At 55.7% G+C, this 20,622-nt stretch carries 20 protein-coding genes; 18 read left to right on the top strand and 2 right to left on the bottom strand.

Going from position 1 to position 20,622, the window contains the following annotated elements; genetic code table 11:
• Positions 1-223: 223 nt before the first annotated feature.
• Positions 224-1,375: an acetylornithine deacetylase gene (argE, locus tag Q7O77_RS03575; protein WP_304163629.1), complete on the bottom strand. Its 1,152-nt coding sequence runs from the start codon at positions 1,373-1,375 to the stop codon at positions 224-226.
• A gap of 206 nt (positions 1,376-1,581) precedes the next feature.
• Here argE and argC point away from each other — a divergent pair, with 206 nt between their 5' ends.
• From argC to hemB, 12 genes are all read left to right on the top strand, one after another.
• A complete protein-coding gene (gene argC / locus Q7O77_RS03570; protein ID WP_304163628.1) occupies positions 1,582-2,586 on the top strand; it encodes an N-acetyl-gamma-glutamyl-phosphate reductase in 1,005 nt (334 codons plus the stop codon).
• Positions 2,587-2,609: 23 nt separating this feature from the next.
• Complete coding sequence (gene argB, locus Q7O77_RS03565) at positions 2,610-3,383, top strand: acetylglutamate kinase (RefSeq protein ID WP_304163626.1); 774 nt, start codon at positions 2,610-2,612, stop codon at positions 3,381-3,383.
• Positions 3,384-3,500: 117 nt separating this feature from the next.
• Positions 3,501-4,874 carry an argininosuccinate lyase gene (argH, locus tag Q7O77_RS03560; protein ID WP_304163624.1) on the top strand — a complete coding sequence of 458 codons (1,374 nt, stop codon included), beginning with the start codon at positions 3,501-3,503 and terminating at the stop codon, positions 4,872-4,874.
• Positions 4,875-5,042: 168 nt separating this feature from the next.
• A complete protein-coding gene (rmuC, locus tag Q7O77_RS03555) occupies positions 5,043-6,551 on the top strand; it encodes a DNA recombination protein RmuC (RefSeq protein WP_304163622.1) in 1,509 nt (502 codons plus the stop codon).
• A gap of 158 nt (positions 6,552-6,709) precedes the next feature.
• Positions 6,710-7,465 carry a bifunctional demethylmenaquinone methyltransferase/2-methoxy-6-polyprenyl-1,4-benzoquinol methylase UbiE gene (gene ubiE / locus Q7O77_RS03550; RefSeq protein ID WP_304163620.1) on the top strand — a complete coding sequence of 252 codons (756 nt, stop codon included), beginning with the start codon at positions 6,710-6,712 and terminating at the stop codon, positions 7,463-7,465.
• Between the two features lie 14 nt (positions 7,466-7,479).
• Complete coding sequence (locus tag Q7O77_RS03545; protein WP_304163633.1) at positions 7,480-8,088, top strand: SCP2 domain-containing protein; 609 nt, start codon at positions 7,480-7,482, stop codon at positions 8,086-8,088.
• Entirely contained in the window at positions 8,085-9,722 is a 1,638-nt protein-coding gene (ubiB, locus tag Q7O77_RS03540; protein WP_304163618.1) for a ubiquinone biosynthesis regulatory protein kinase UbiB, read from the top strand. Before Q7O77_RS03545 ends, ubiB begins: the two co-directional genes overlap by 4 nt.
• Before the next feature lie 78 nt (positions 9,723-9,800).
• Positions 9,801-10,061, top strand: a complete 261-nt coding sequence (gene tatA / locus Q7O77_RS03535) for a Sec-independent protein translocase subunit TatA (RefSeq protein ID WP_304163616.1) — start codon at positions 9,801-9,803, stop codon at positions 10,059-10,061.
• 3 nt (positions 10,062-10,064) lie between these two features.
• Complete coding sequence (gene tatB, locus Q7O77_RS03530; RefSeq protein ID WP_304163614.1) at positions 10,065-10,604, top strand: Sec-independent protein translocase protein TatB; 540 nt, start codon at positions 10,065-10,067, stop codon at positions 10,602-10,604.
• 3 nt (positions 10,605-10,607) lie between these two features.
• Positions 10,608-11,369 (top strand): Sec-independent protein translocase subunit TatC, encoded by a 762-nt coding sequence (gene tatC / locus Q7O77_RS03525; protein WP_085650791.1) that lies wholly within the window; start codon positions 10,608-10,610, stop codon positions 11,367-11,369.
• A gap of 139 nt (positions 11,370-11,508) precedes the next feature.
• The gene (gene tatD / locus Q7O77_RS03520; RefSeq protein ID WP_304163612.1) at positions 11,509-12,303 is read left to right on the top strand and encodes a 3'-5' ssDNA/RNA exonuclease TatD; all 795 of its coding nucleotides are present in this window, start codon (positions 11,509-11,511) and stop codon (positions 12,301-12,303) included.
• Positions 12,304-12,307: 4 nt separating this feature from the next.
• On the top strand, positions 12,308-13,330 hold the full coding sequence (gene hemB / locus Q7O77_RS03515; protein WP_304163610.1) for a porphobilinogen synthase: 1,023 nt from the start codon (positions 12,308-12,310) through the stop codon (positions 13,328-13,330).
• Between the two features lie 12 nt (positions 13,331-13,342).
• On the opposite strand, the gene rfaH is transcribed toward hemB, so the two are convergent.
• Positions 13,343-13,831, bottom strand: coding sequence for a transcription/translation regulatory transformer protein RfaH (gene rfaH, locus Q7O77_RS03510; protein ID WP_304163608.1), 489 nt, complete (start codon positions 13,829-13,831; stop codon positions 13,343-13,345).
• Between the two features lie 123 nt (positions 13,832-13,954).
• Between rfaH and ubiD the strand changes: the two genes are divergently transcribed.
• The 6 genes from ubiD (at position 13,955) to hemG (ending at position 20,455) form a co-directional block, all read left to right on the top strand.
• On the top strand, positions 13,955-15,451 hold the full coding sequence (gene ubiD, locus Q7O77_RS03505; protein ID WP_304163606.1) for a 4-hydroxy-3-polyprenylbenzoate decarboxylase: 1,497 nt from the start codon (positions 13,955-13,957) through the stop codon (positions 15,449-15,451).
• Between the two features lie 54 nt (positions 15,452-15,505).
• Positions 15,506-16,207: an NAD(P)H-flavin reductase gene (gene fre / locus Q7O77_RS03500; protein ID WP_026738410.1), complete on the top strand. Its 702-nt coding sequence runs from the start codon at positions 15,506-15,508 to the stop codon at positions 16,205-16,207.
• Between the two features lie 245 nt (positions 16,208-16,452).
• On the top strand, positions 16,453-17,784 hold the full coding sequence (gene pepQ, locus Q7O77_RS03495; RefSeq protein WP_304163604.1) for a Xaa-Pro dipeptidase: 1,332 nt from the start codon (positions 16,453-16,455) through the stop codon (positions 17,782-17,784).
• Positions 17,784-18,398: an IMPACT family protein gene (locus Q7O77_RS03490; protein WP_304163602.1), complete on the top strand. Its 615-nt coding sequence runs from the start codon at positions 17,784-17,786 to the stop codon at positions 18,396-18,398. The genes pepQ and Q7O77_RS03490 overlap by 1 nt, the downstream gene beginning before the upstream one ends.
• Before the next feature lie 45 nt (positions 18,399-18,443).
• Positions 18,444-19,895 carry a Trk system potassium transporter TrkH gene (trkH, locus tag Q7O77_RS03485; RefSeq protein WP_085650798.1) on the top strand — a complete coding sequence of 484 codons (1,452 nt, stop codon included), beginning with the start codon at positions 18,444-18,446 and terminating at the stop codon, positions 19,893-19,895.
• 20 nt (positions 19,896-19,915) lie between these two features.
• Positions 19,916-20,455: a menaquinone-dependent protoporphyrinogen IX dehydrogenase gene (gene hemG, locus Q7O77_RS03480; protein WP_304163631.1), complete on the top strand. Its 540-nt coding sequence runs from the start codon at positions 19,916-19,918 to the stop codon at positions 20,453-20,455.
• The last annotated feature ends 167 nt before the right edge of the window (positions 20,456-20,622 follow it).

Here is a 20,622-nt window from a genome sequence, read left to right as displayed (position 1 = left end):
GTGTGTTTTGTGGTTTTTTATTTCACACATGACCCGCTCTGATAGCGTCCATCACTGCTTATTTCCCGATTATTCAGAATAAATTTTTACACAGAGAGTGGCGGGAAGGCGTTGCGGCTTGTCCTTGACGCTATGGGCGGTCGGACTTTGGTGGAAAAACGAAGGTGGCTCACTGCTACGAAGGAGAGAGTCTTGCCCGTCGACGACAGGCAAGACCGAGGGATCAATGCTGGCAGAAACGATGAATCAGCTGTGCGATCAGCGTGCGGGTCGGCTTGATGAACGACGTGTCGATATATTCATCCGGCTGATGCGCCTGATTGATGGAGCCGGGGCCGAGCACCAGCGTCGGGCAGAGCTGCTGGATAAACGGCGCTTCGGTACAGTAATTCACGACTTCTGTCGGTTGTCCCAACAACTTTTCCACCACCTGCGCCAAAGGACTGTCGGCGAGGCACTCATAGCCGGGAATAGGCGGATGCAGCTCGTTGATGGTCAGACGCCCCGGCCAGCGGGAACTGACCGGCTCGAGCGCCTCGGTCAGCAGTCCATTAAAATCGTTCAACGCCATGCCGGGCAGCGGGCGGATGTCCATATGCAGTTCACAGCAGCCGCAGATACGGTTGGCCGCATCGCCGCCGTGTATATGCCCGAAGTTCATCGTCGGGTAGGGGATATGGAATGCGGCGTTGTGATAGCGCTCTTGCAGGGTATTACGCAATGTCATCAGGTGCGTGATGGACTCGTGCATCAGCTCAATGGCATTGACCCCTCGCGCCGGATCGCTGGAGTGGCCTGACTGCCCTTGAATGCGAATTGCTTTCGACATATGGCCTTTGTGCGCGCGAACCGGCTGCAACGAGGTGGGCTCGCCGATGATGGCGCAATCCGGTCTGATGCGCGTGGACTCGGAGAAGTATTTGGCACCCGCCATCGTGGTCTCTTCGTCCGCCGTCGCCAGAACATAAAGCGGTTTGGAGAGCGTCGCGGGATCGATATCGCGCAGCGTATCCAGAATGAAAGCGAAGAACCCTTTCATGTCGGCGGTGCCCAGGCCATAAAGCCGATTATCGTGTTCGGTCAGAGTGAAGGGATCGCGCGTCCAGCGCCCGTCGTCAAACGGTACGGTATCGGTGTGGCCCGCCAGCAGCAGCCCGCCGCTGCCTTCTCCCCGGCGCGCCAGCATGTTGAATTTATGACGTGTGCCGGGAACGGGCTGGACTTCGACATGAAAGCCCAGATCGGTAAACCAGCCTGCCAACAGGTTGATTAAGGTTTCATTACTTTGGTCCAGCTCGCTATCGGTGGCGCTAATGGATGGCGTAGCGATTAATGCCCGGTACAGCTCAATAAAAGGGGGTAAATTCATCTTCACTGTTGACAGCCTCTGGTTTGAATAGTATCAATATTCATGCATTTTTTGTGAATAAAAATACAGTATTGCCAGGTGAAAGAAAATCACAAACTGCGGCGCGGACCGCGCTTATGCTTTTTTCTGGCATCGTGGGGGGAGCGGCTTATCCGCATCAGTTCCCGGCTCTCGTCTCACCGATCGCGATATAACAAAGGTATACGGATCTCATGTTGAATACGTTGATAGTTGGTGCAAGTGGTTATACCGGCGCGGAGCTGGCACTGTACCTGAACCGTCACCCTCAGATGAACATAACCGCTTTGGCGGTTTCAGCGCAAAGTGTAGATGCGGGAAAATTACTCTCCGATCTGCATCCCCAGCTTAAAGGCATAATCGATTTGCCTGTCCAGCCGCTCACTGATGTTGCCGACGCGGCCAAAGGCGTCGACGTGGTGTTTCTCGCCACCGACCATAAGGTGAGTCACGATCTGGCGCCGCAATTTTTGGCGGCGGGCTGCACCGTATTTGACCTGTCCGGGGCCTTCCGCGTGCAGGACGCCGATTTTTACAGCCGCTATTACGGCTTCGACCATCAGCATGCCGACTGGCTGGCTCAGGCCGTGTACGGTCTGGCCGAGTGGCAGGCTGAAGAGATCAAACAGGCGCAGCTGATCGCCGTGCCGGGCTGCTATCCCACGGCGTCTCAGCTGGCGCTGAAGCCGCTGGTGGAAAGCTGTCTGCTGAATACCGACCAGTGGCCCGTCATCGACGCCACCAGCGGCGTCAGCGGTGCCGGACGCAAGGCCACCATGACCAACAGCTTCTGCGAGGTCAGCCTGCAGCCTTACGGCCTGTTTACCCATCGGCATCAGCCTGAAATTGCCGCTCATCTGGGGATTCCGGTCATTTTTACCCCGCATCTGGGTAATTTCCCGCGTGGTATTTTGGCGACGATTACCTGCCGTCTGCGTCCCGGCGTGACCGCACAGGATGTGGCTGAAGCCTACTACACTGCTTATCACGACAAGCCGTTGGTTCGGCTCTACACGAAAGGCATTCCTGCGCTCAAATCCGTGGTCGGTCTGCCGTTTTGCGATATCGGTTTCTCAGTGCAGGATGAACATTTGATTGTGGTGTCCACCGAAGACAACCTGCTGAAAGGCGCGGCGGCACAGGCGGTGCAGTGCATGAATATTCGTTTTGGTTTCCCTGAAACCCAGTCCTTACTCTGATCATTTCTGAGGCGCAAAGATCCATGAATCCGTTAATTATCAAGCTAGGTGGCGTACTGTTGGATAGTGAAGAGGCGCTGGAGCGGTTGTTCGACGCGCTGGTCGAATATCGTCAGCAGTATCAGCGCCCTCTGGTCATCGTGCACGGCGGCGGTTGCCTGGTCGACGACCTGATGAAAAAGCTGTCGCTGCCCGTCGTGAAAAAGCAGGGTTTGCGCGTTACCCCCGCCGATCAGATCGACATCATCACCGGCGCGCTGGCGGGCTCCGCCAATAAAACGCTGCTGTCATGGGCAGTGAAAAATAACATTCAGGCTGTTGGCCTGTGTTTGGCCGACGGCGGCAGCACGGTGGTGACGTTACTGGATGAAGAGCTGGGCCATGTAGGTAAAGCGGAAGCGGGTTCTCCCGCTCTGCTGACGACGCTGCTGGGTGCCGGGTATCTGCCGGTCATTAGCTCCATCGGTATTACCGCCGAGGGTGAACTGATGAACGTTAATGCCGATCAGGCGGCGACGGCGCTGGCTCAGACGCTGGGCGCGGATTTGATTTTGCTCTCCGACGTCAGCGGCATTCTGGACGGTAAAGGTCAGCGTATCGAAGAGATGACGGCGGAGAAAGCCGAGGCGCTGATCGCCCAAGGCATCATCACCGACGGTATGGTGGTTAAGGTCAACGCCGCGCTGGACGCTGCGCGCGCGCTGGGGCGTCCCGTCGATATCGCCAGTTGGCGTCATGCCGAGCAACTGCCGGCGTTATTTAACGGCGTCTCCATCGGCACACGTATTTCGGCGTAATACCGCGTTATGAATATCTGATTCGCCCGTCGTGGGCGAGTCAGCGTAAGACAGAATTTCTGGCGGGCGATGGAGTGCCATCCGCTTGCAATCATTTGAATACCGGGAGTTAAAGTTATGGCTTTGTGGGGCGGACGGTTTAGTCAGGCAGCAGATCAACGTTTCAAACAGTTCAACGATTCACTGCGGTTTGATTACCGTTTGGCGGAACAGGACATCACAGGCTCCATCGGGTGGTCCAAAGCGCTGGTGACGGTCAATGTACTGAGCGAACAGGAACAGCAGCAGTTGGAACAGGCACTGACGGTCCTGTTAAAGGAAGTTCAGGCCGATCCACAGGCTATTTTGCAAAGCGATGCCGAAGATATTCACAGTTGGGTAGAGCAACGCCTGATTGAAAAGGTGGGCGATCTGGGCAAAAAGCTGCACACCGGCCGTAGCCGTAACGATCAGGTCGCGACTGACCTGAAGCTGTGGTGCAAAGCGCAAATCGGCGAGCTGATTCAAACCCTTCGTCATCTGCGCGAAGCGCTGGTGGCGACGGCGGAAGCGAATCAGGATGCGGTCATGCCGGGTTATACCCATCTTCAACGCGCTCAGCCGGTGACGTTCGCGCACTGGTGTCTGGCCTACCACGAAATGCTGGCGCGTGACGAAAGCCGTTTAGCTGATACGCTGACTCGTCTGGACGTTAGCCCGCTGGGCTGCGGCGCACTGGCGGGAACGGCCTATCCCATCGATCGTGAACAGTTGGCTGGCTGGTTGGGTTTCGCCTCAGCGACGCGCAACAGTCTGGATACGGTGTCTGACCGTGACCATGTGCTGGAGCTGCTGTCCAACGCGTCTATCGGTATGGTTCATCTGTCGCGTTTCGCCGAAGACCTGATTTTCTTCAACAGCGGGGAAGCCGCCTTCGTCGAACTGTCTGATCGTGTGACGTCGGGCTCTTCCCTGATGCCGCAGAAGAAAAACCCGGACGCGCTGGAGCTGATCCGTGGTAAATGCGGACGCGTGCAGGGCGCGCTGGCGGGCATGATGGTCACGCTGAAAGGGCTGCCGCTGGCTTACAACAAAGACATGCAGGAAGACAAAGAAGGTCTGTTCGATGCGCTGGATACCTGGCACGACAGCCTGATGATGGCCGCACTGGTGCTGGAAGGCATTCAGGTTAAGCGTCCTCGTTGTCAGGAAGCGGCAGAACAGGGCTATGCCAACGCCACCGAACTGGCGGATTATCTGGTGGCGAAAGGCGTTCCGTTCCGTGAAGCGCACCATATCGTGGGCGAAGCGGTGGTAGAAGCTATTCGTCAGGGAACGGCGTTGGAAGCCTTGTCACTGGATGAACTGAAAAAATTCAGCGACGTGATTGAGGACGACGTGTATCCGGTGTTGTCGCTGCAGTCTTGTCTGGACAAGCGTGCGGCGCAAGGCGGCGTGTCTCCGCAGCAGGTGGCTGCGGCTATCGCGGCAGCGAAGCAGAGCTTATCCTGACGAACGAAGGAGGCGGATTCTCCGCCTCCGTTTCATTTCACCCTTGAATCCGCATCGCATTTCCTCATTTTTTCCTTTCAAATCTTGGTAATGACCTGAATCCTTTCTGGACATCCATACAGCATGCTTTTACCTTGACGGGCAGCGGCAAGAGAACCCGGAGGCGGTGTGGCAATCACCCTTTTTTATGGCATTGGCGGAGGCGTAGTCGGTCTGATGATCGGCTGGCTGGTGGCGAGTTTGTTACAGCAGCAGCGTCATGCGCGCTATGAAACCGAACGACAGTTGCAGGAGCAATCCCTCCAGCAGGCGCATCAGGCCCTGAGCGAGAGCCGGGAAGCGCGCCAGCTGGACCAAACGCGACTGAACGATCAAGAACGCGAACTTCGTCTTTTGCACGGTCAACTGGCGGCAGGTCAGGAAAAACTGCTGCAAATGACGGCGTTGCGGGCCGAGTGCGAACAGCTGAACCAGGAACTGCGCGCGCTGCGGGAGGCTAATGGCGCTCAGGAAGCGGAACTGCGCGAGGTGACGATCCGCCTTGAGGAGACGCGGCTGGCGGCGGAAGAGAAACAGCGTCTGCTGATTAACAGTGAGCAGCGCCTGTCGGCGCAGTTCGAAAATCTGGCCAACCGCATTTTCGAGCAAAGCGGCCGGAAGGTCGACCAGCAAAATCAGTTGAGTCTGGATCGTCTGCTGACGCCGCTTCGGGAACAGCTCGACGGTTTTCGCCGTCAGGTACAGGAGAGTTTCGGCGAAGAAGCCCGCGAGCGTCACACGCTGGCGCACGAGATCCGCAATCTTCAGCAGCTTAACGCCCGCATGACGCAGGAGGCCGTTAACCTGACTCAGGCGCTGAAAGGCGACAACAAAACGCAGGGAAACTGGGGCGAAGTCGTCCTGAGTCGGGTGCTGGAAAGCTCCGGGCTTCGGGAAGGGCACGAGTATCAGACGCAGGTCAGCATACAGACCGGCAGCAACGGCAGGATGCAGCCGGATGTCATCGTCCGGTTACCGCATGGAAAAGACGTGGTGATCGACGCGAAAATGTCGCTGGTGGCGTATGAACGCTATTTCAATAGCGAAGACGACCTCGACAGGAGTGCTGCACTCACTGAACATCTGGTTTCTATCCGTAGCCACATACGATTGCTTGGCAGCAAAGATTATCAGCAGCTTCCGGGATTGCGTTCGCTCGATTATGTGCTGATGTTTATTCCCGTGGAACCTGCATTCCTGCTGGCCATCGACCGACAGCCTGAACTGATCACCGAGGCGCTCAAAAACAACATTATGCTGGTCAGTCCGACCACGCTGCTGGTGGCGCTTCGCACTATCAACAACCTGTGGCGCTATGAGCAGCAGAGCCGCAATGCCCAGCAAATCGCAGAGCGGGCGTCCCGTTTATACGACAAACTGCGGTTGTTCGTCGACGATATGACCACGTTAGGACAGAATCTGGACCGGGCTCAGAGCAGCTATCATCAGGCGATGAAAAAAGTCGCGTCCGGTCGTGGAAATTTGATCGGCCAGGCCGAGGGATTTCGTTCTCTCGGCGTGGAAATCAAGCGGCCTATTAAAACCTCGCTGATAGCGGATAGTGATGTGGTGGGCGTGGCGTCGCATACCGACGACGATGCGCCGAATGACACGTTTCATGACGAAAAATCCGGTTAGCGCGCCTATGCGGGCGGTGTAAACTTCTGACGGGGTGGGGGCTGATATACCCGCGCATCGGCCCTTGGCGGCAAAGAAGGGCAGTGGCTTTTAACCGGGGTCTGTTACACTCTTCGTAAGTGGGGAGACCCAGATTTTGACAATAGCAGGCGGATAACATGGCAGACGATTCGGAGAAAACAACGCACTTTGGTTATCGCACCGTGGCGAAAGACGACAAAGAGACCATGGTTGCTGACGTTTTTCATTCTGTAGCGGCAAAGTACGACTTGATGAATGACCTGATGTCTTTCGGCATCCATCGTATCTGGAAACGCTTTACCATCGAATGCAGCGGTGTTCATCGCGGCCAACGCGTACTGGATTTGGCTGGCGGCACCGGCGACCTGACGGCGAAATTCTCGCGTCTGGTCGGCGAAGAAGGGGAAGTGGTGCTGGCGGATATTAACGCCTCGATGCTGCAGGTGGGCCGCGAGAAGTTACGCAACAAGGGTGTCATCGGCAACGTCAGCTACGTGCAGGCGAACGCGGAAGCCCTGCCGTTCCCCGATAACACGTTTGATTGCATCACCATCTCTTTCGGCCTTCGCAACGTGACCGAAAAAGAGCAGGCGCTGCGCTCTATGTTTCGCGTACTGAAACCGGGCGGTCGTCTCTTGGTGCTAGAGTTTTCCAAACCGACGACGAAAGCGTTGAGCAAAGTCTACGATCTCTACTCTTTCCACGTGCTGCCGCGCATCGGCGAAATGGTGGCGCGCGATGCGGGCAGTTATCGCTATCTGGCGGAGTCCATCCGCATGCATCCGGATCAAGAGACGCTGAAGTCCATGATGGGCGACGCGGGCTTCGACAACGTCAATTATTACAATCTGACCGGCGGGGTGGTTGCCCTGCATCGCGGGTTTAAATTCTGAGTCTGAATATGCCAATGCGGATAATGCCTGTGCTGACGGCGGCGCTGGAAACAGCGCTTAATCAGTTACTGTTTCGTGATCGGAGCATGAAGGCGGCCCGTCAGCGCCTGCACGGAAAAACGCTGCGTATCGAAATCGCCGAGCTGCGCGCGCCGCTGGTGCTGATTTTCAGCGAAGAGCGGCTGGACGTCGTCAGCCAGTGGGCGTCGACGCCGGATTGCCAATTGGTGACCCAACTCTCCGCGCTGATCCAATTGCGCGATCGTCAGCAGTTGTCTGCGCTGATGCGCAGCGGCGAACTGACATTGGAAGGTGATATTCAGGTGGCGCAGCAATTCATCGCGCTGCTCGATCTGGCAGAAATCGATCCGGCGGAATGGTTGGCGCCTTACGTGGGCGATATCGCAGCGGAAGGGCTGAGTCAGACTGCCCGTAAAACGGTCGGCGCCGTCAGCGGACTTCTCTGCCGCCAACGGCATTATCTGTCGGAAACGCTGACCGAAGAGTGGCGACTGCTTCCGGGAAAACTGGAGGCGATGTGGTTCGGAGATGAAGTCGAGGCGTTGGACCACTCGGTGGACGCATTGTCTGAAAGACTGTCAAAACTGGAGGAAACGCGATGACGCCGGGGGAATTAATTCGCCTTTATCGTATTGTCTGGGTACTGCTGAGCTACGGACTTGACGAACTGATCCCTCGCGTGCCGCTGACGCTTCCTGTCCGTGTCGTACGTCGACTGTTGTTCTGGTTGCCTAACCGTCATCAAGATCAATCGCTGGGCGAACGTCTGCGTCTGGCTCTGCAAGATTTGGGACCGGTCTGGATCAAATTCGGTCAGATGATGTCTACCCGGCGCGACCTGTTTTCTCCTGCTATCGCCGATCAGCTGGCGAAGCTGCAGGATCAGGTTGAGCCTTTCGACGGCGAACTGGCGCGGCAGCAAATCGAAAAATCGATGGGCGGCAAGCTGGAAAACTGGTTCGACGATTTTGACGTCAAACCGCTGGCTTCGGCTTCCATCGCTCAGGTACACACGGCGAAGCTGAAATCGACGGGTAAAGATATCGTCATCAAGGTCATTCGCCCGGACATCCTTCCGGTCATTCAGGCCGACATCAAGCTGATGAAACGGCTGGCCAGTTGGCTGCCCCTACTAATGCCGGACGGTCGTCGCCTGCGGCCTCGCGAAGTGGTGCGGGAATATGAAAAAACGCTGCTGGATGAGCTGAATCTCCTTCGGGAAGCGGCTAACGGCATACAGCTACGACGCAACTTCGAAAACAGCGGACTGCTGTACGTGCCGGAAGTCTACTCGGACTATTGCACTGAGCGGGTACTGGTGATGGAGCGGATTTACGGTATTCCGGTGTCGGATATGGAAGCGTTGAAAACGCACGGCGTGAATCTGCCTCTGCTCGCTGAACGTGGTGTTCAGGTCTTTTTCACCCAGGTTTTCCGCGACAGTTTCTTCCATGCTGACATGCATCCCGGCAACATTTTCATCAGCTACGAACACCCCGAAGATCCCCTCTATATCGGCATCGACTGCGGTATTGTCGGTTCGTTAAATAAGGAAGATAAGCGTTATCTGGCGGAAAACTTTATCGCCTTCTTTAACCGAGACTACCGTCGTGTGGCCGAACTGCATGTCGATTCCGGCTGGGTGCCAGCGGACACTAATGTCGAAGAGTTCGAGTTCGCGATCCGTACCGTCTGCGAGCCCATATTCGAAAAGCCGTTAGCAGAAATTTCTTTCGGTCATGTATTATTGAACCTCTTCAACACGGCGCGCCGCTTCAATATGGAAGTTCAGCCGCAGCTGGTCTTGCTGCAGAAGACGCTGCTGTACGTCGAAGGCATTGGGCGTCAGCTGTATCCGCAGTTGGATTTATGGAAAACGGCCAAGCCGTTTCTCGAAACCTGGTTGAAAGATCAGGTGGGCATACCCGCCATGGTGCGGGCATTTAAACAAAAGGCCCCGTTTTGGGCAGAAAAATTGCCTGAAATTCCTGAACTGCTCTATGACGGACTTCGTCAGCACAAGAAGCTACGTGAGAGTATGGAGCACTTAGCCAATGAGCTCCGTGTTCAGCGGGTGCGGCACGGTCAGTCTCGCTATCTTCTCGGCGTCGGCGCGGCGCTGTTGGTGAGCGGTACGGTGTTGCTGGCCAGCCATATCGAGGCGAACATTGTGCCTTCTGGCATGATCGCCGCCGGGATTGTTGCCTGGATCGTGGGTTGGCGTTGTACGCGTTGAATAAGATCGTAATCAGTAGCATGATTGCCGTTATAAAACACGGCAGTTTGATAATCCCCTTGCATAAGAGGTAGTGACATGGGCGGTATTAGTCTCTGGAATTTGTTGATCATCGCGGTCATCGTGGTGCTGCTGTTCGGGACCAACAAATTAAGAACGTTGGGTTCGGATCTCGGTGCTTCCATCAAAGGCTTTAAAAAAGCGATGAGCGACGATCAAACGTCTGCCTCGGATGAAAAGGCGCAGCAGCAGGACGCGGATTTCAACACGAAAAGCGTTGCTGAACAGCAGCCAGAAACGAAGCAGGAAGAAAAGAGTCAGTCAAAAGAGCGGGTGTAATCGGTGTTTGATATCGGCTTTAGCGAACTGCTGTTGGTGATGGTTATCGGACTGGTGGTATTAGGTCCTGAGCGTCTCCCGGTGGCGGTAAAAACGGTCGTGGGCTGGATTCGCGCCTTACGCTCTCTGGCGTCAACGGTGCAAAACGAACTGGTTCAGGAAATGAAACTGCAAGAGTTGCAGGAAAGCCTGAAGAAAGTAGAACAGGCCAGCAATCTGCAGAATCTCTCGCCTGAGCTAAAAGCGTCAATGGACGAGCTGAAGGACGCGGCGGACTCCATGAAGCGGACCTACACGTTGGATAAGCTGGATGAAGAAACGAAAGGCGATGCGCCTAGCCAGCCGTTGAACGACCCTGAGGCTGCCCATGATGGCGTGATCGAGCACGAAACGGCGCCGGTGTCTCCAGTGACGGAAAAAACCGTCGTGGCCCAGAGCCAGACTGCTGACAACACCGCGCCCGCGCCGGAGTCCAGCAAGGTGAAAACCTCATCGCCTGCCGCTACGCCTTCGTCCCCCTCTCAACCATGGGATGATCATTAATCTATGGCCGTTGATGAAACCCAGCCGCTTATCAGCCATTTGATCGAGCTTCGTAAGCGGTTGCTGAATAGTATTCTTTGTGTACTGGCAGTCTTTGTGGTGTTGGTGTATTTCGCGAACGATATCTATCAGATCGTCTCTGCACCGTTGATAAAACAGCTGCCCGCTGGCGCCAGCATGATTGCGACCGACGTCGCCTCGCCGTTCTTTACCCCCATCAAACTGACCCTGATTGTCTCGGTGTTTGCCTCCGCGCCGCTGGTGCTGTATCAGGTCTGGGCTTTTGTCGCGCCTGCGCTGTACAAGCATGAACGTCGCTTGATGATGCCGCTGTTGTTCTCCAGCAGCCTGCTGTTCTATCTCGGCATGGCCTTCGCTTACTTCATTGTCTTTCCGCTGGCGTTCAGTTTCTTCGCCCAGACGGCGCCTGCTGGCGTGATGATTGCGACCGACATCAACAATTATCTGGATTTCGTCATGGCGCTGTTTATGGCGTTTGGCGTGTCGTTTGAAGTGCCGGTGGCGATTGTGCTGCTGTGCTGGAGTGGCGTGGTGACGCCGCAGGAATTGAAGCAAAAACGTCCTTATGTGCTGGTTGGCGCATTTGTCGTGGGCATGTTGCTGACGCCACCGGACGTATTTTCCCAAACGCTGCTGGCGATACCGATGTATCTGTTGTTTGAGATAGGGGTCTTTTTTGCCCGCTTCTACGTCGGTAAAGGTCGTCGGAATGACGAGGAAAATCCGGAAGACCCTGCCTCATAACGGCAGCGTTCGTTGAAAATGCTGGCGATGCCGCAGCGCGGTTAAAACGTCATATTGGACACCTCTCGTCGAGAGGTGTTGTTTTTTGAGGGTCTCGTGACTTACGGGACAACGGATATTCATCGCAGGACTGACGTCGATGTTTGATATTGGAGTTAACCTCACCAGCTCACAGTTCGATAAAGACCGCGAACAGGTCGTGCAGCGTGCCCGCGAGGCGGGCGTCACTGGCCTGCTGATCACCGGCACCAGCGCCGAGGAAAGCGCACAGGCGCTGGCATTGAGTGAAGCCTTTCCCGATGACTGCTGGTCGACGGCAGGCGTTCATCCTCATGACGCCAGCACCTGGACAGACGCGGTGGCGGAACACATTCACCGGTTGGGACAGCGTGATAAGGTTGTCGCTATTGGCGAATGTGGGTTGGACTTTAACCGTAATTTTTCTTCTCCCGAACAGCAGGAACAGGCGTTCAGCGCACAGCTGGCGCTTGCGGCCGAGCTGTCTCTGCCGGTGTTTTTGCACTGTCGCGATGCGCACGAACGCTTTATGGCGCTGTTGAAGCCGTGGCTGGATAAGCTGCCCGCCGCCGTTGTTCACTGTTTTACGGGAGATCGTCAGGCGTTGGACGACTGCCTGCATGCCGGATTGATGGTGGGCATCACCGGCTGGGTTTGCGATGAACGCCGGGGTTTGGCGTTGCGCGAACTGCTGCCGCACATTCCAGATGAGCGGCTGCTATTGGAAACGGATGCGCCTTATTTGCTACCGCGGGATTTAGATCCTAAACCGACTTCCCGACGTAATGAGCCCTGTCATCTTCCCCATATTGTCCGGCAGGTCGCGACCTGGCGCGGACAAGACGCCGTTGGGCTGGGTGAAATGACGGATGACAATGCCCGCCGGATTTTCCGGCTGGGTTCGACTGGAGAATAATTCTATGAGCACTGCTTTTCCCGGCGCATTCCCTGGACGACGTCTGCGCCGACTGCGTCGTCATGACTTCAGCCGCCGTCTGGTGGCCGAAAATCAGGTGACGGTCAACGACCTCATCTACCCTGTGTTTGTCATGGAAGGAAAGGGACTGCGTCAGGAAGTGCCTTCCATGCCGGGCGTTTTCCGTCTGTCGATCGACGAACTGGTGAAGGAAGCGGAGATTGTCGCGAAACTGGGTATTCCGGTGCTGTCGCTGTTTCCCGTGATCGAGGCGGATAAAAAGTCGCTTCACGCAGAAGAGTCCTACAACCCGGACGGATTGGTACAGCGTGCGGTCCGTGCGTTGAAGGCGTCGGTGCCTGAACTTGGGCTGCTGACGGACGTAGCACTTGATCCCTACACTACCCACGGTCAGGATGGGATCATCGACGACGACGGCTATGTCGTGAACGACATCACGAAAACCATCCTGGTCCGCCAGGCGCTATCTCATGCAGACGCGGGCGCGGAAATTGTGGCCCCTAGCGATATGATGGACGGCCGCATTGGCGCTATTCGCAGCCAGCTGGAAACGCAGGGACTGGTCAACACCCAGATCATGGCGTACTCGGCCAAGTATGCCTCCTGTTTTTACGGCCCGTTCCGCGATGCGTTGGGTTCCTCCGGCAACCTGAAAGGCGGCAACAAGAAAACCTATCAGATGGACCCGGCGAACGGCGCGGAAGCGCTGCAGGAGATTGCTCAGGATCTGCAGGAAGGCGCCGATATGGTGATGGTGAAACCGGGTATGCCGTATCTTGATGTGGTCCGTCAGGTAAAAGATACCTTCGGGGTACCGACGTTCGCCTATCAGGTGTCTGGTGAATATGCGATGCAGATGGCGGCGATTCAGAACGGCTGGCTACAGGAGCAGCCGGTGGTGATGGAATCTCTGATGTGTTTCAAACGCGCCGGAGCGGATGGTGTGTTGACCTACTTCGCGAAACGCGTGGCGCAGTGGCTGCGTGAGGAATCTCTGCAGCGCTAACGGCAATCGCCGTCAGCACTTCTTGAACTGGCGGTTATCAATACTCTGCTTAACCTGTTTATTCAGCAGGTTAAGCAGCAGCATAGAACGCGCCTCGCCATCGGGCTCCGCATAGATGGCTTCCAGCCCGTTGAATGTCCCTTCCGTAATCGTCACGGTGTCGCCCGGCTGCGGCGTCTCCGGGTCCGTCATGACTAACGTTGGATTCAGCGCGAGTTCATCAATGACACCCTGCGGTACCGTCGCGGGCAGCGCGCCAAAGCGCACGAAATGGCTGACGCCCCGCGTCGCGCTAATCGTGGTGGTGTGAATATTTTCGGGATCGAATGCGACAAACAGATAGTTTGGAAACAGCGGCTCGCTGACCTCGGTACGTTTTCCGCGCACAATCTTTTCAACGGCAATCATCGGGCTCAGGCAGTTGACCGTCTGACGCTCCAGATGCTCTTTTGCCCGCAGCAGTTGCCCGCGCTTACAGTAAAGTAGATACCAGGATTCCATAATTTCACTAATCTATTGCAATTTTCGGCAAGAATAACAAAAGCGGCTCGGGATAAATAGCGCCCGCAGGAAGCGACAGTTTGTAGAAGAAACTTTATAATAACGGCACCACCGAACGTCCTGATGATCATCATGAAATACCGTGATTTACGTGAATTCCTTTCCCTTCTCGAAGATAAGGGTGAGTTGAAACGCATTACCCAGCCCATCGATCCTCATCTTGAAATGACCGAGATCGCCGATCGCACCTTGCGAGCCGAAGGTCCGGCGCTGCTGTTCGAAAACCCGATTGGCTACGACATGCCGGTCCTGTGCAACCTGTTCGGTACGCCGAAACGCGTCGCATTAGGGATGGGGCAGGACGATGTCAGCGCGCTGCGGGATGTCGGCCGACTGCTGGCATTTTTAAAAGAGCCTGAACCGCCGCGCGGATTCCGCGATTTGATGGACAAACTTCCCCGCTTCCGTCAGGTGCTGAACATGCCGACGAAGCGCGTGTCGTCCGCCGCCTGTCAGGAGCATGTGTGGCAGGGGGACGATGTGGACCTGACGCGAATTCCCGTGATGCACTGCTGGCCTGGCGATGCGGCTCCGCTGATCACCTGGGGACTGACGGTCACCCGTGGCCCGTTCAAGGAACGCCAGAACCTAGGCATCTATCGCCAGCAGGTGCTGGGTAAGAACAAACTGATCATGCGCTGGTTGTCTCACCGGGGCGGCGCTCTCGACTTCCAGGAGTGGTGTCAGGAACACCCCGGGGAACGTTTTCCCGTCGCGGTGGCGCTAGGTGCCGACCCGGCGACAATCCTCGGCGCGGTGACGCCGGTACCGGATTCGTTATCCGAATATGCCTTTGCCGGACTGTTGCGCGGCCATAAAACCGAGGTGGTGAAATGTTTATCCTGCGATCTGGAAGTGCCAGCTAGCGCGGAAATCGTGCTGGAAGGGTACATCGAGCCGGGAGAGTTGGCAGAGGAAGGCCCCTACGGCGATCACACCGGCTACTATAATGAGGTCGATAAGTTCCCGGTCTTCACGGTGACGCACGTCACCCAGCGCCAGAACGCCATCTACCACTCGACCTACACCGGCCGTCCACCGGATGAGCCGGCGGTACTAGGCGTCGCGTTGAACGAAGTTTTCGTGCCGTTGCTGCAGAAACAGTTTCCGGAGATCGTCGACTTTTATCTTCCACCGGAGGGCTGTTCTTACCGTCTGGCGGTCGTTACTATGAAGAAGCAGTACGCCGGGCATGCTAAGCGGGTGATGATGGGCGTGTGGTCGTTTCTGCGGCAGTTTATGTACACCAAATTTGTTATCGTCTGCGACGATGATATCAATGCCCGGGACTGGAAAGATGTCATTTGGGCGATCACGACGCGGATGGACCCGGCGCGAGATACGCTGTTAGTGGAAAATACGCCCATCGATTATCTCGACTTTGCTTCACCGATTTCCGGACTTGGCTCCAAAATGGGGCTGGATGCAACCAATAAATGGCCGGGTGAGACCCAACGCGAGTGGGGCGAACCGATAACCAAAGATCCGCAGGTCGTGGCTCGCATCGATGCCATCTGGGATGAGTTAGCCATTTTCGATGACAGCGGCAAGCGGCGCTAATCGACCGTTACCGTCATTCCCCATTTCGTTTAGATGACCCTACAGAGGGAACGCATGACAACATTGAGCTGTAAAGTAACATCAGTAGAAACGATTACCGATACGGTTTATCGGGTTCGTTTATTACCTTCAGCCCCGTTTTCCTTCCGTGCCGGCCAGTATCTGATGGTAGTGATGGACGAGCGGGACAAGCGTCCGTTTTCTATCGCTTCGACGCCGATGGATACCGATTTTATCGAGCTGCACATTGGCGCGTCGGACATGAATCTTTACGCGATGGCCGTAATGGATCGCATTCTAAAAGAAGACACTCTGGAAGTGGATGTTCCGCATGGAGAGGCCTGGCTGCGAGACGATAGCGATCGTCCGTTGATTTTGGTCGCGGGCGGCACCGGTTTCTCTTATGTCCGTTCTATCCTGCTGACCGTGCTGGCCCATCAGCCGCAGCGCCCGGTCTCTATCTATTGGGGCGGCCGGGAACCTCAACACCTCTATGATTTGGGGGCGCTGGAGTCGTTGGCGGAACAACATCCGAATCTGCAGGTTGTGCCGGTGGTTGAGCAGGCGGAAGACGGCTGGCGTGGACGCACCGGTACGGTGCTGAGCGCGGTGCTGCAAGACTTCGGCTCGTTGGCAGATCATGATATCTACATCGCGGGTCGGTTCGAAATGGCGAAAGTCGCGCGGGAACGCTTCTGTAATGAGCGTGGCGCACAGCAAGAACATCTGTTCGGCGACGCATTCTCCTTCATTTAAGACCTTCCTTTCGCCATGACCGGCTCCTTATATCACGGGGCCGGTTGCCGCTTTATTTCCCGCGTCCATGTGCGTGAATCATTGCTGATTGTCTGTCTTCCCTGTCGCAGTTGGGCGACGTCTTTGGTTTTGCCTGCGGGAGTGCGAAACAACACGCTGTGGTTCTTCTACGTCAGGGGGCGACACTGCCGGATCCCCAGCGCTGTGTTAACATAAAAAATACGCTGTGGTAGATGGAGATACTGATGGAATCGCTGGCCTCTTTGTATCATCAACATGTCGTGACGCTGCAACAACGCACGCAAGCCGCGCTTGAACGCGACCATCTGGATGCGTTGCTAATCCACTCCGGAGAGCTGATAACGCTATTTCTGGATGACCACGATTATCCGTTCAAAGTGAATCCGCATTTCAAAGCCTGGCTGCCGGTGACGCAAGTGCCGAATTGTTGGCTGTGGGTCGATGGAGTGAATAAGCCGCGCCTGTGGTTTTATTCTCCCGTGGATTTTTGGCACAGCGTCTCTTCGCTGCCGGATAGCTTCTGGACCAAAGAGTTCGATATCCAGGTGCTTCGAGAGGCCGACGACATCGGGCATGCGCTGCCTGTAGCGCGTCAGAACGTGGGCTACATCGGCAGCGCCATGCAACGCGCGACTGAGCTTGGCATTATCCCGGAACACATCAATCCTCAGGGCGTGTTGAACTACCTCCACTATTACCGCGCCTACAAAACGGATTACGAGCTGGCTTGTATGCGTGAAGCGCAGAAAACCGCCGTATCGGGCCATCGCGCGGCGCTGGAAGCATTTCAATCCGGCATGAGCGAGTTCGATATCAACCTCGCTTATCTGACGGCGACCGGCCATCGAGACAGCGACGTACCTTATGACAACATTATGGCGCTGAACGAGCATGCTGCGGTGTTGCACTACACCCAACTGAAGCATCACGTTCCAGGCGAAGTCCGCAGTTTCTTGATCGACGCAGGCGCGCAATACAACGGATATGCGGCGGACATCACCCGCAGTTATGCCGCTCAGCACGACGGCGATTTCGCCGCGTTGGTCAAAGATCTCAACCATGAGCAGCGAGCGCTGATCGATACAATGAAATCAGGCGTCCGCTATACCGAATATCATGAGCAGATGCATTGTCGGCTGGCAGGATTGCTGAAGCGCCATAAGCTGGTGGGCGGCCTTAGCGAAGAGGCGATGGTTGAACAAGGGATGACGCGGCCATTTTTACCGCATGGCCTTGGCCATCTATTGGGACTGCAGGTTCATGATGTCGGCGGGTTTATGCAAGACGACACGGGCACCACGCTGGCTGCGCCCGAGTGCTATCCTTATCTGCGCTGCACGCGAATTCTGGAGCCCCGGATGGTGGTGACTATCGAACCCGGGCTCTACTTCATCGACTCCCTGCTGGAGCCTTGGCGCGCAGGCGCGCTTCGTCAGCACTTCAACTGGCAGAAGATCGATGCGCTGCGCCCTGCGGGCGGTATTCGTATCGAAGATAACGTCGTGATCCACGACAAGCGTATCGAAAACCTGACTCGCGCGCTTAATCTCGACTGATGTCTTCTTATCCGGTTCCGGCTGAGCAAGTCAGCGTCAGCGAAGAAATTAAAAAAAGTCGTTTTATCAGCGTGATAAGCCCTGCCTGCGGCGTAGAGGCGGCAAAAGCCTTCATCAATACTTTGCGGGAGCAACATCCTGCGGCGGTTCATCACTGCTGGGCTTATGTCGCGGGCGCGCCCGATGATTCTCAGCAGTTGGGCTTCTCTGATGATGGCGAACCGGCGGGCACGGCGGGTAAACCGATACTGGCGCAGCTGATGGGCAGCGGTATCGGTGAAGTGGCGGCCGTCGTCGTCCGTTATTACGGCGGCGTCAAGCTTGGCACTGGTGGGTTGGTACGAGCCTATGGCGGCGGTGTGCAGCAGGCGCTGAAGCAAATGACACTCACGCAGCGCGTGCTACTGCAGGAATATCAGCTGCAGTGTGATTACCCGCTGCTGGCTCCCGTCGAAGTCATTGTGCGCCAGTTAGAAGGGCAGATTGTCTCGACGGAGTATGGCGCTGACGTCAGGCTCCAGCTGGCGTTGCCTTTAAACGCTGCTGATGAGGCGGATCGTCGATTGCGAGATATTAGTCGCGGTGCGTTGCAATTACTGCCAATTTCACAATAATCCCAGCGCGAACTCATTGAACTTTTTGTTAAGGAAGGCCCCGTAATGCACTTGCGCGCCATAACCCGCATCGTTGGCCTGCTGGTCATCCTCTTTTCTGGCACTATGTTTATTCCCGGCCTGGTGGCGCTCATTTATCGAGACGGCGCGGGTAAAGCCTTTACGCAGACGTTCATCGCCGCGTTGATTATCGGGCTGGTGCTCTGGTTCCCTAACCGCAAGCATCGCCATGAGCTTAAGGCGCGAGAAGGCTTTTTGATTGTGGTGCTATTTTGGACGGTGCTGGGAAGCGTCGGGGCGCTGCCTTTCCTGTTTACCGACCGGCCGAACTTAACGATTACGGATGCCTTCTTCGAATCTTTTTCCGGTCTGACGACGACCGGTGCGACGACGTTGGTCGGTTTGGATTCGATGCCTAAAGCTATCCTGTTTTACCGTCAGATGCTGCAGTGGATGGGCGGCATGGGGATCATCGTATTGGCGGTGGCGATTTTGCCGATTTTGGGCGTCGGGGGCATGCAGCTATATCGCGCAGAAATGCCCGGTCCGCTCAAAGACAACAAAATGCGTCCTCGTATCGCGGAAACGGCCAAGACGCTGTGGCTGATTTATCTGTTGCTGACGGTGCTATGCGCGTTGTCTCTCTGGCTAGCAGGGATGCCGATATTTGACGCCATCGGCCATAGTTTTTCGACGATCGCGATAGGTGGCTTCTCCACTCATGACGCGAGCATCGGCTACTTCAATAGTCCAACCATCAATACCATCATCGCCATTTTCCTATTAATTTCGGGCTGTAACTTCGGCCTTCATTTCGCGGTATTGAGCGGGCGCAGCCTGAAAGTGTACTGGCGCGATCCAGAATTCCGCATGTTCATCTTTGTCCAGATGTCTCTGGTCGCCGTCTGTACCGTCGTGCTGTGGTTCCATAATGTGTACAGCTCGGGGATGGATACGCTGAATCAGGCGTTTTTCCAGGTGGTCTCGATGGCGACGACCGCAGGGTTTACGACGGACAGCATTTCGCACTGGCCATTGTTCCTACCGGTACTGCTGCTGTGCTCGGCCTTTATTGGCGGTTGCGCAGGTTCGACGGGCGGCGGACTTAAAGTTATCCGTATTTTACTGCTGTTCTTACAAGGTTCGCGTGAGCTGAAGAGGCTGGTCCACCCGAATGCGGTCTACACCATCAAACTGGGGCAACGCGCATTGCCGGAAAGAATACTTGAGGCCGTATGGGGATTCTTTTCCGCTTACGCGCTGGTATTCATCGTCAGCATGCTGGCCGTGATTGCGACCGGCGTTGATGATTTTTCGGCGTTTGCCGCCGTTGCAGCTACGCTAAACAATCTTGGTCCCGGTTTGGGCGTGGTGGCGGATAACTTCACCTCAATGAATGATGCTGCAAAATGGATACTCATTTTGACGATGCTGTTTGGTCGTCTCGAGGTATTCACGCTGTTGGTGCTGTTTACGCCGACCTTCTGGCGGGAATAACAAAAATAGGACTCCTTAGAATGAAAGCATTGATCCTGTTTTCGACGACTGATGGGCAAACAGAGGCGATCGCCAATGTCATTGCTGATGAACTGAAAGAGACGCAGGTCTGTGATGTCGTCAATATTGATGATGCCGACAAGGTCGAACTGGCTCAGTACGAGAAAATCCTTTTAGGGGCATCTGTCCGTTACGGGCATTTTGCTCCCGCGCTGGATCAGTTCATCCAGCGCAATCTGGTTTTATTGCAAAACAAGCCGAGCGCTTTCTTCTCGGTGAACCTGACGGCGCGCAAACCGGAAAAAAGCACGGTGCAAACCAATGCGTATACGCGTAAGTTCTTACTGCGTTGCCCCTGGAAGCCTGATTTGGGGGCGGTATTCGCGGGAGCGTTGCGTTATCCCCGATATCGATGGTTCGATCGCGTCATGATTCAGCTGATTATGCGGATGACGGGCGGTGAAACGGATGCGTCGCGCGAGATTGAATATACCGATTGGCATCAGGTCCGCGATTTCGCTCAGCAATTCGGGCAATTAACGCTGAAAAAAAAGGCATAATGGAGGTTATTGCAACGCATTGATGGAAAAAGACTCGCTTGAATATCTTTTTGCATTTAGCGCTTGTCAGCCCGAAATAACTCCCTATAATGCGCTCCCACTGACACGGCAAAGCGGACAACGCGATGCGGTGACAGTCGAAGAAAAACGAAGAAAGTCGTTGACTT

Source organism: Lonsdalea britannica (assembly GCF_946477055.1).
Lineage (GTDB): Bacteria > Pseudomonadota > Gammaproteobacteria > Enterobacterales > Enterobacteriaceae > Lonsdalea > Lonsdalea britannica_A.
Note: the sequence above shows the minus strand (reverse complement) of the source record. Positions and strands in the feature narration are given on the sequence as shown.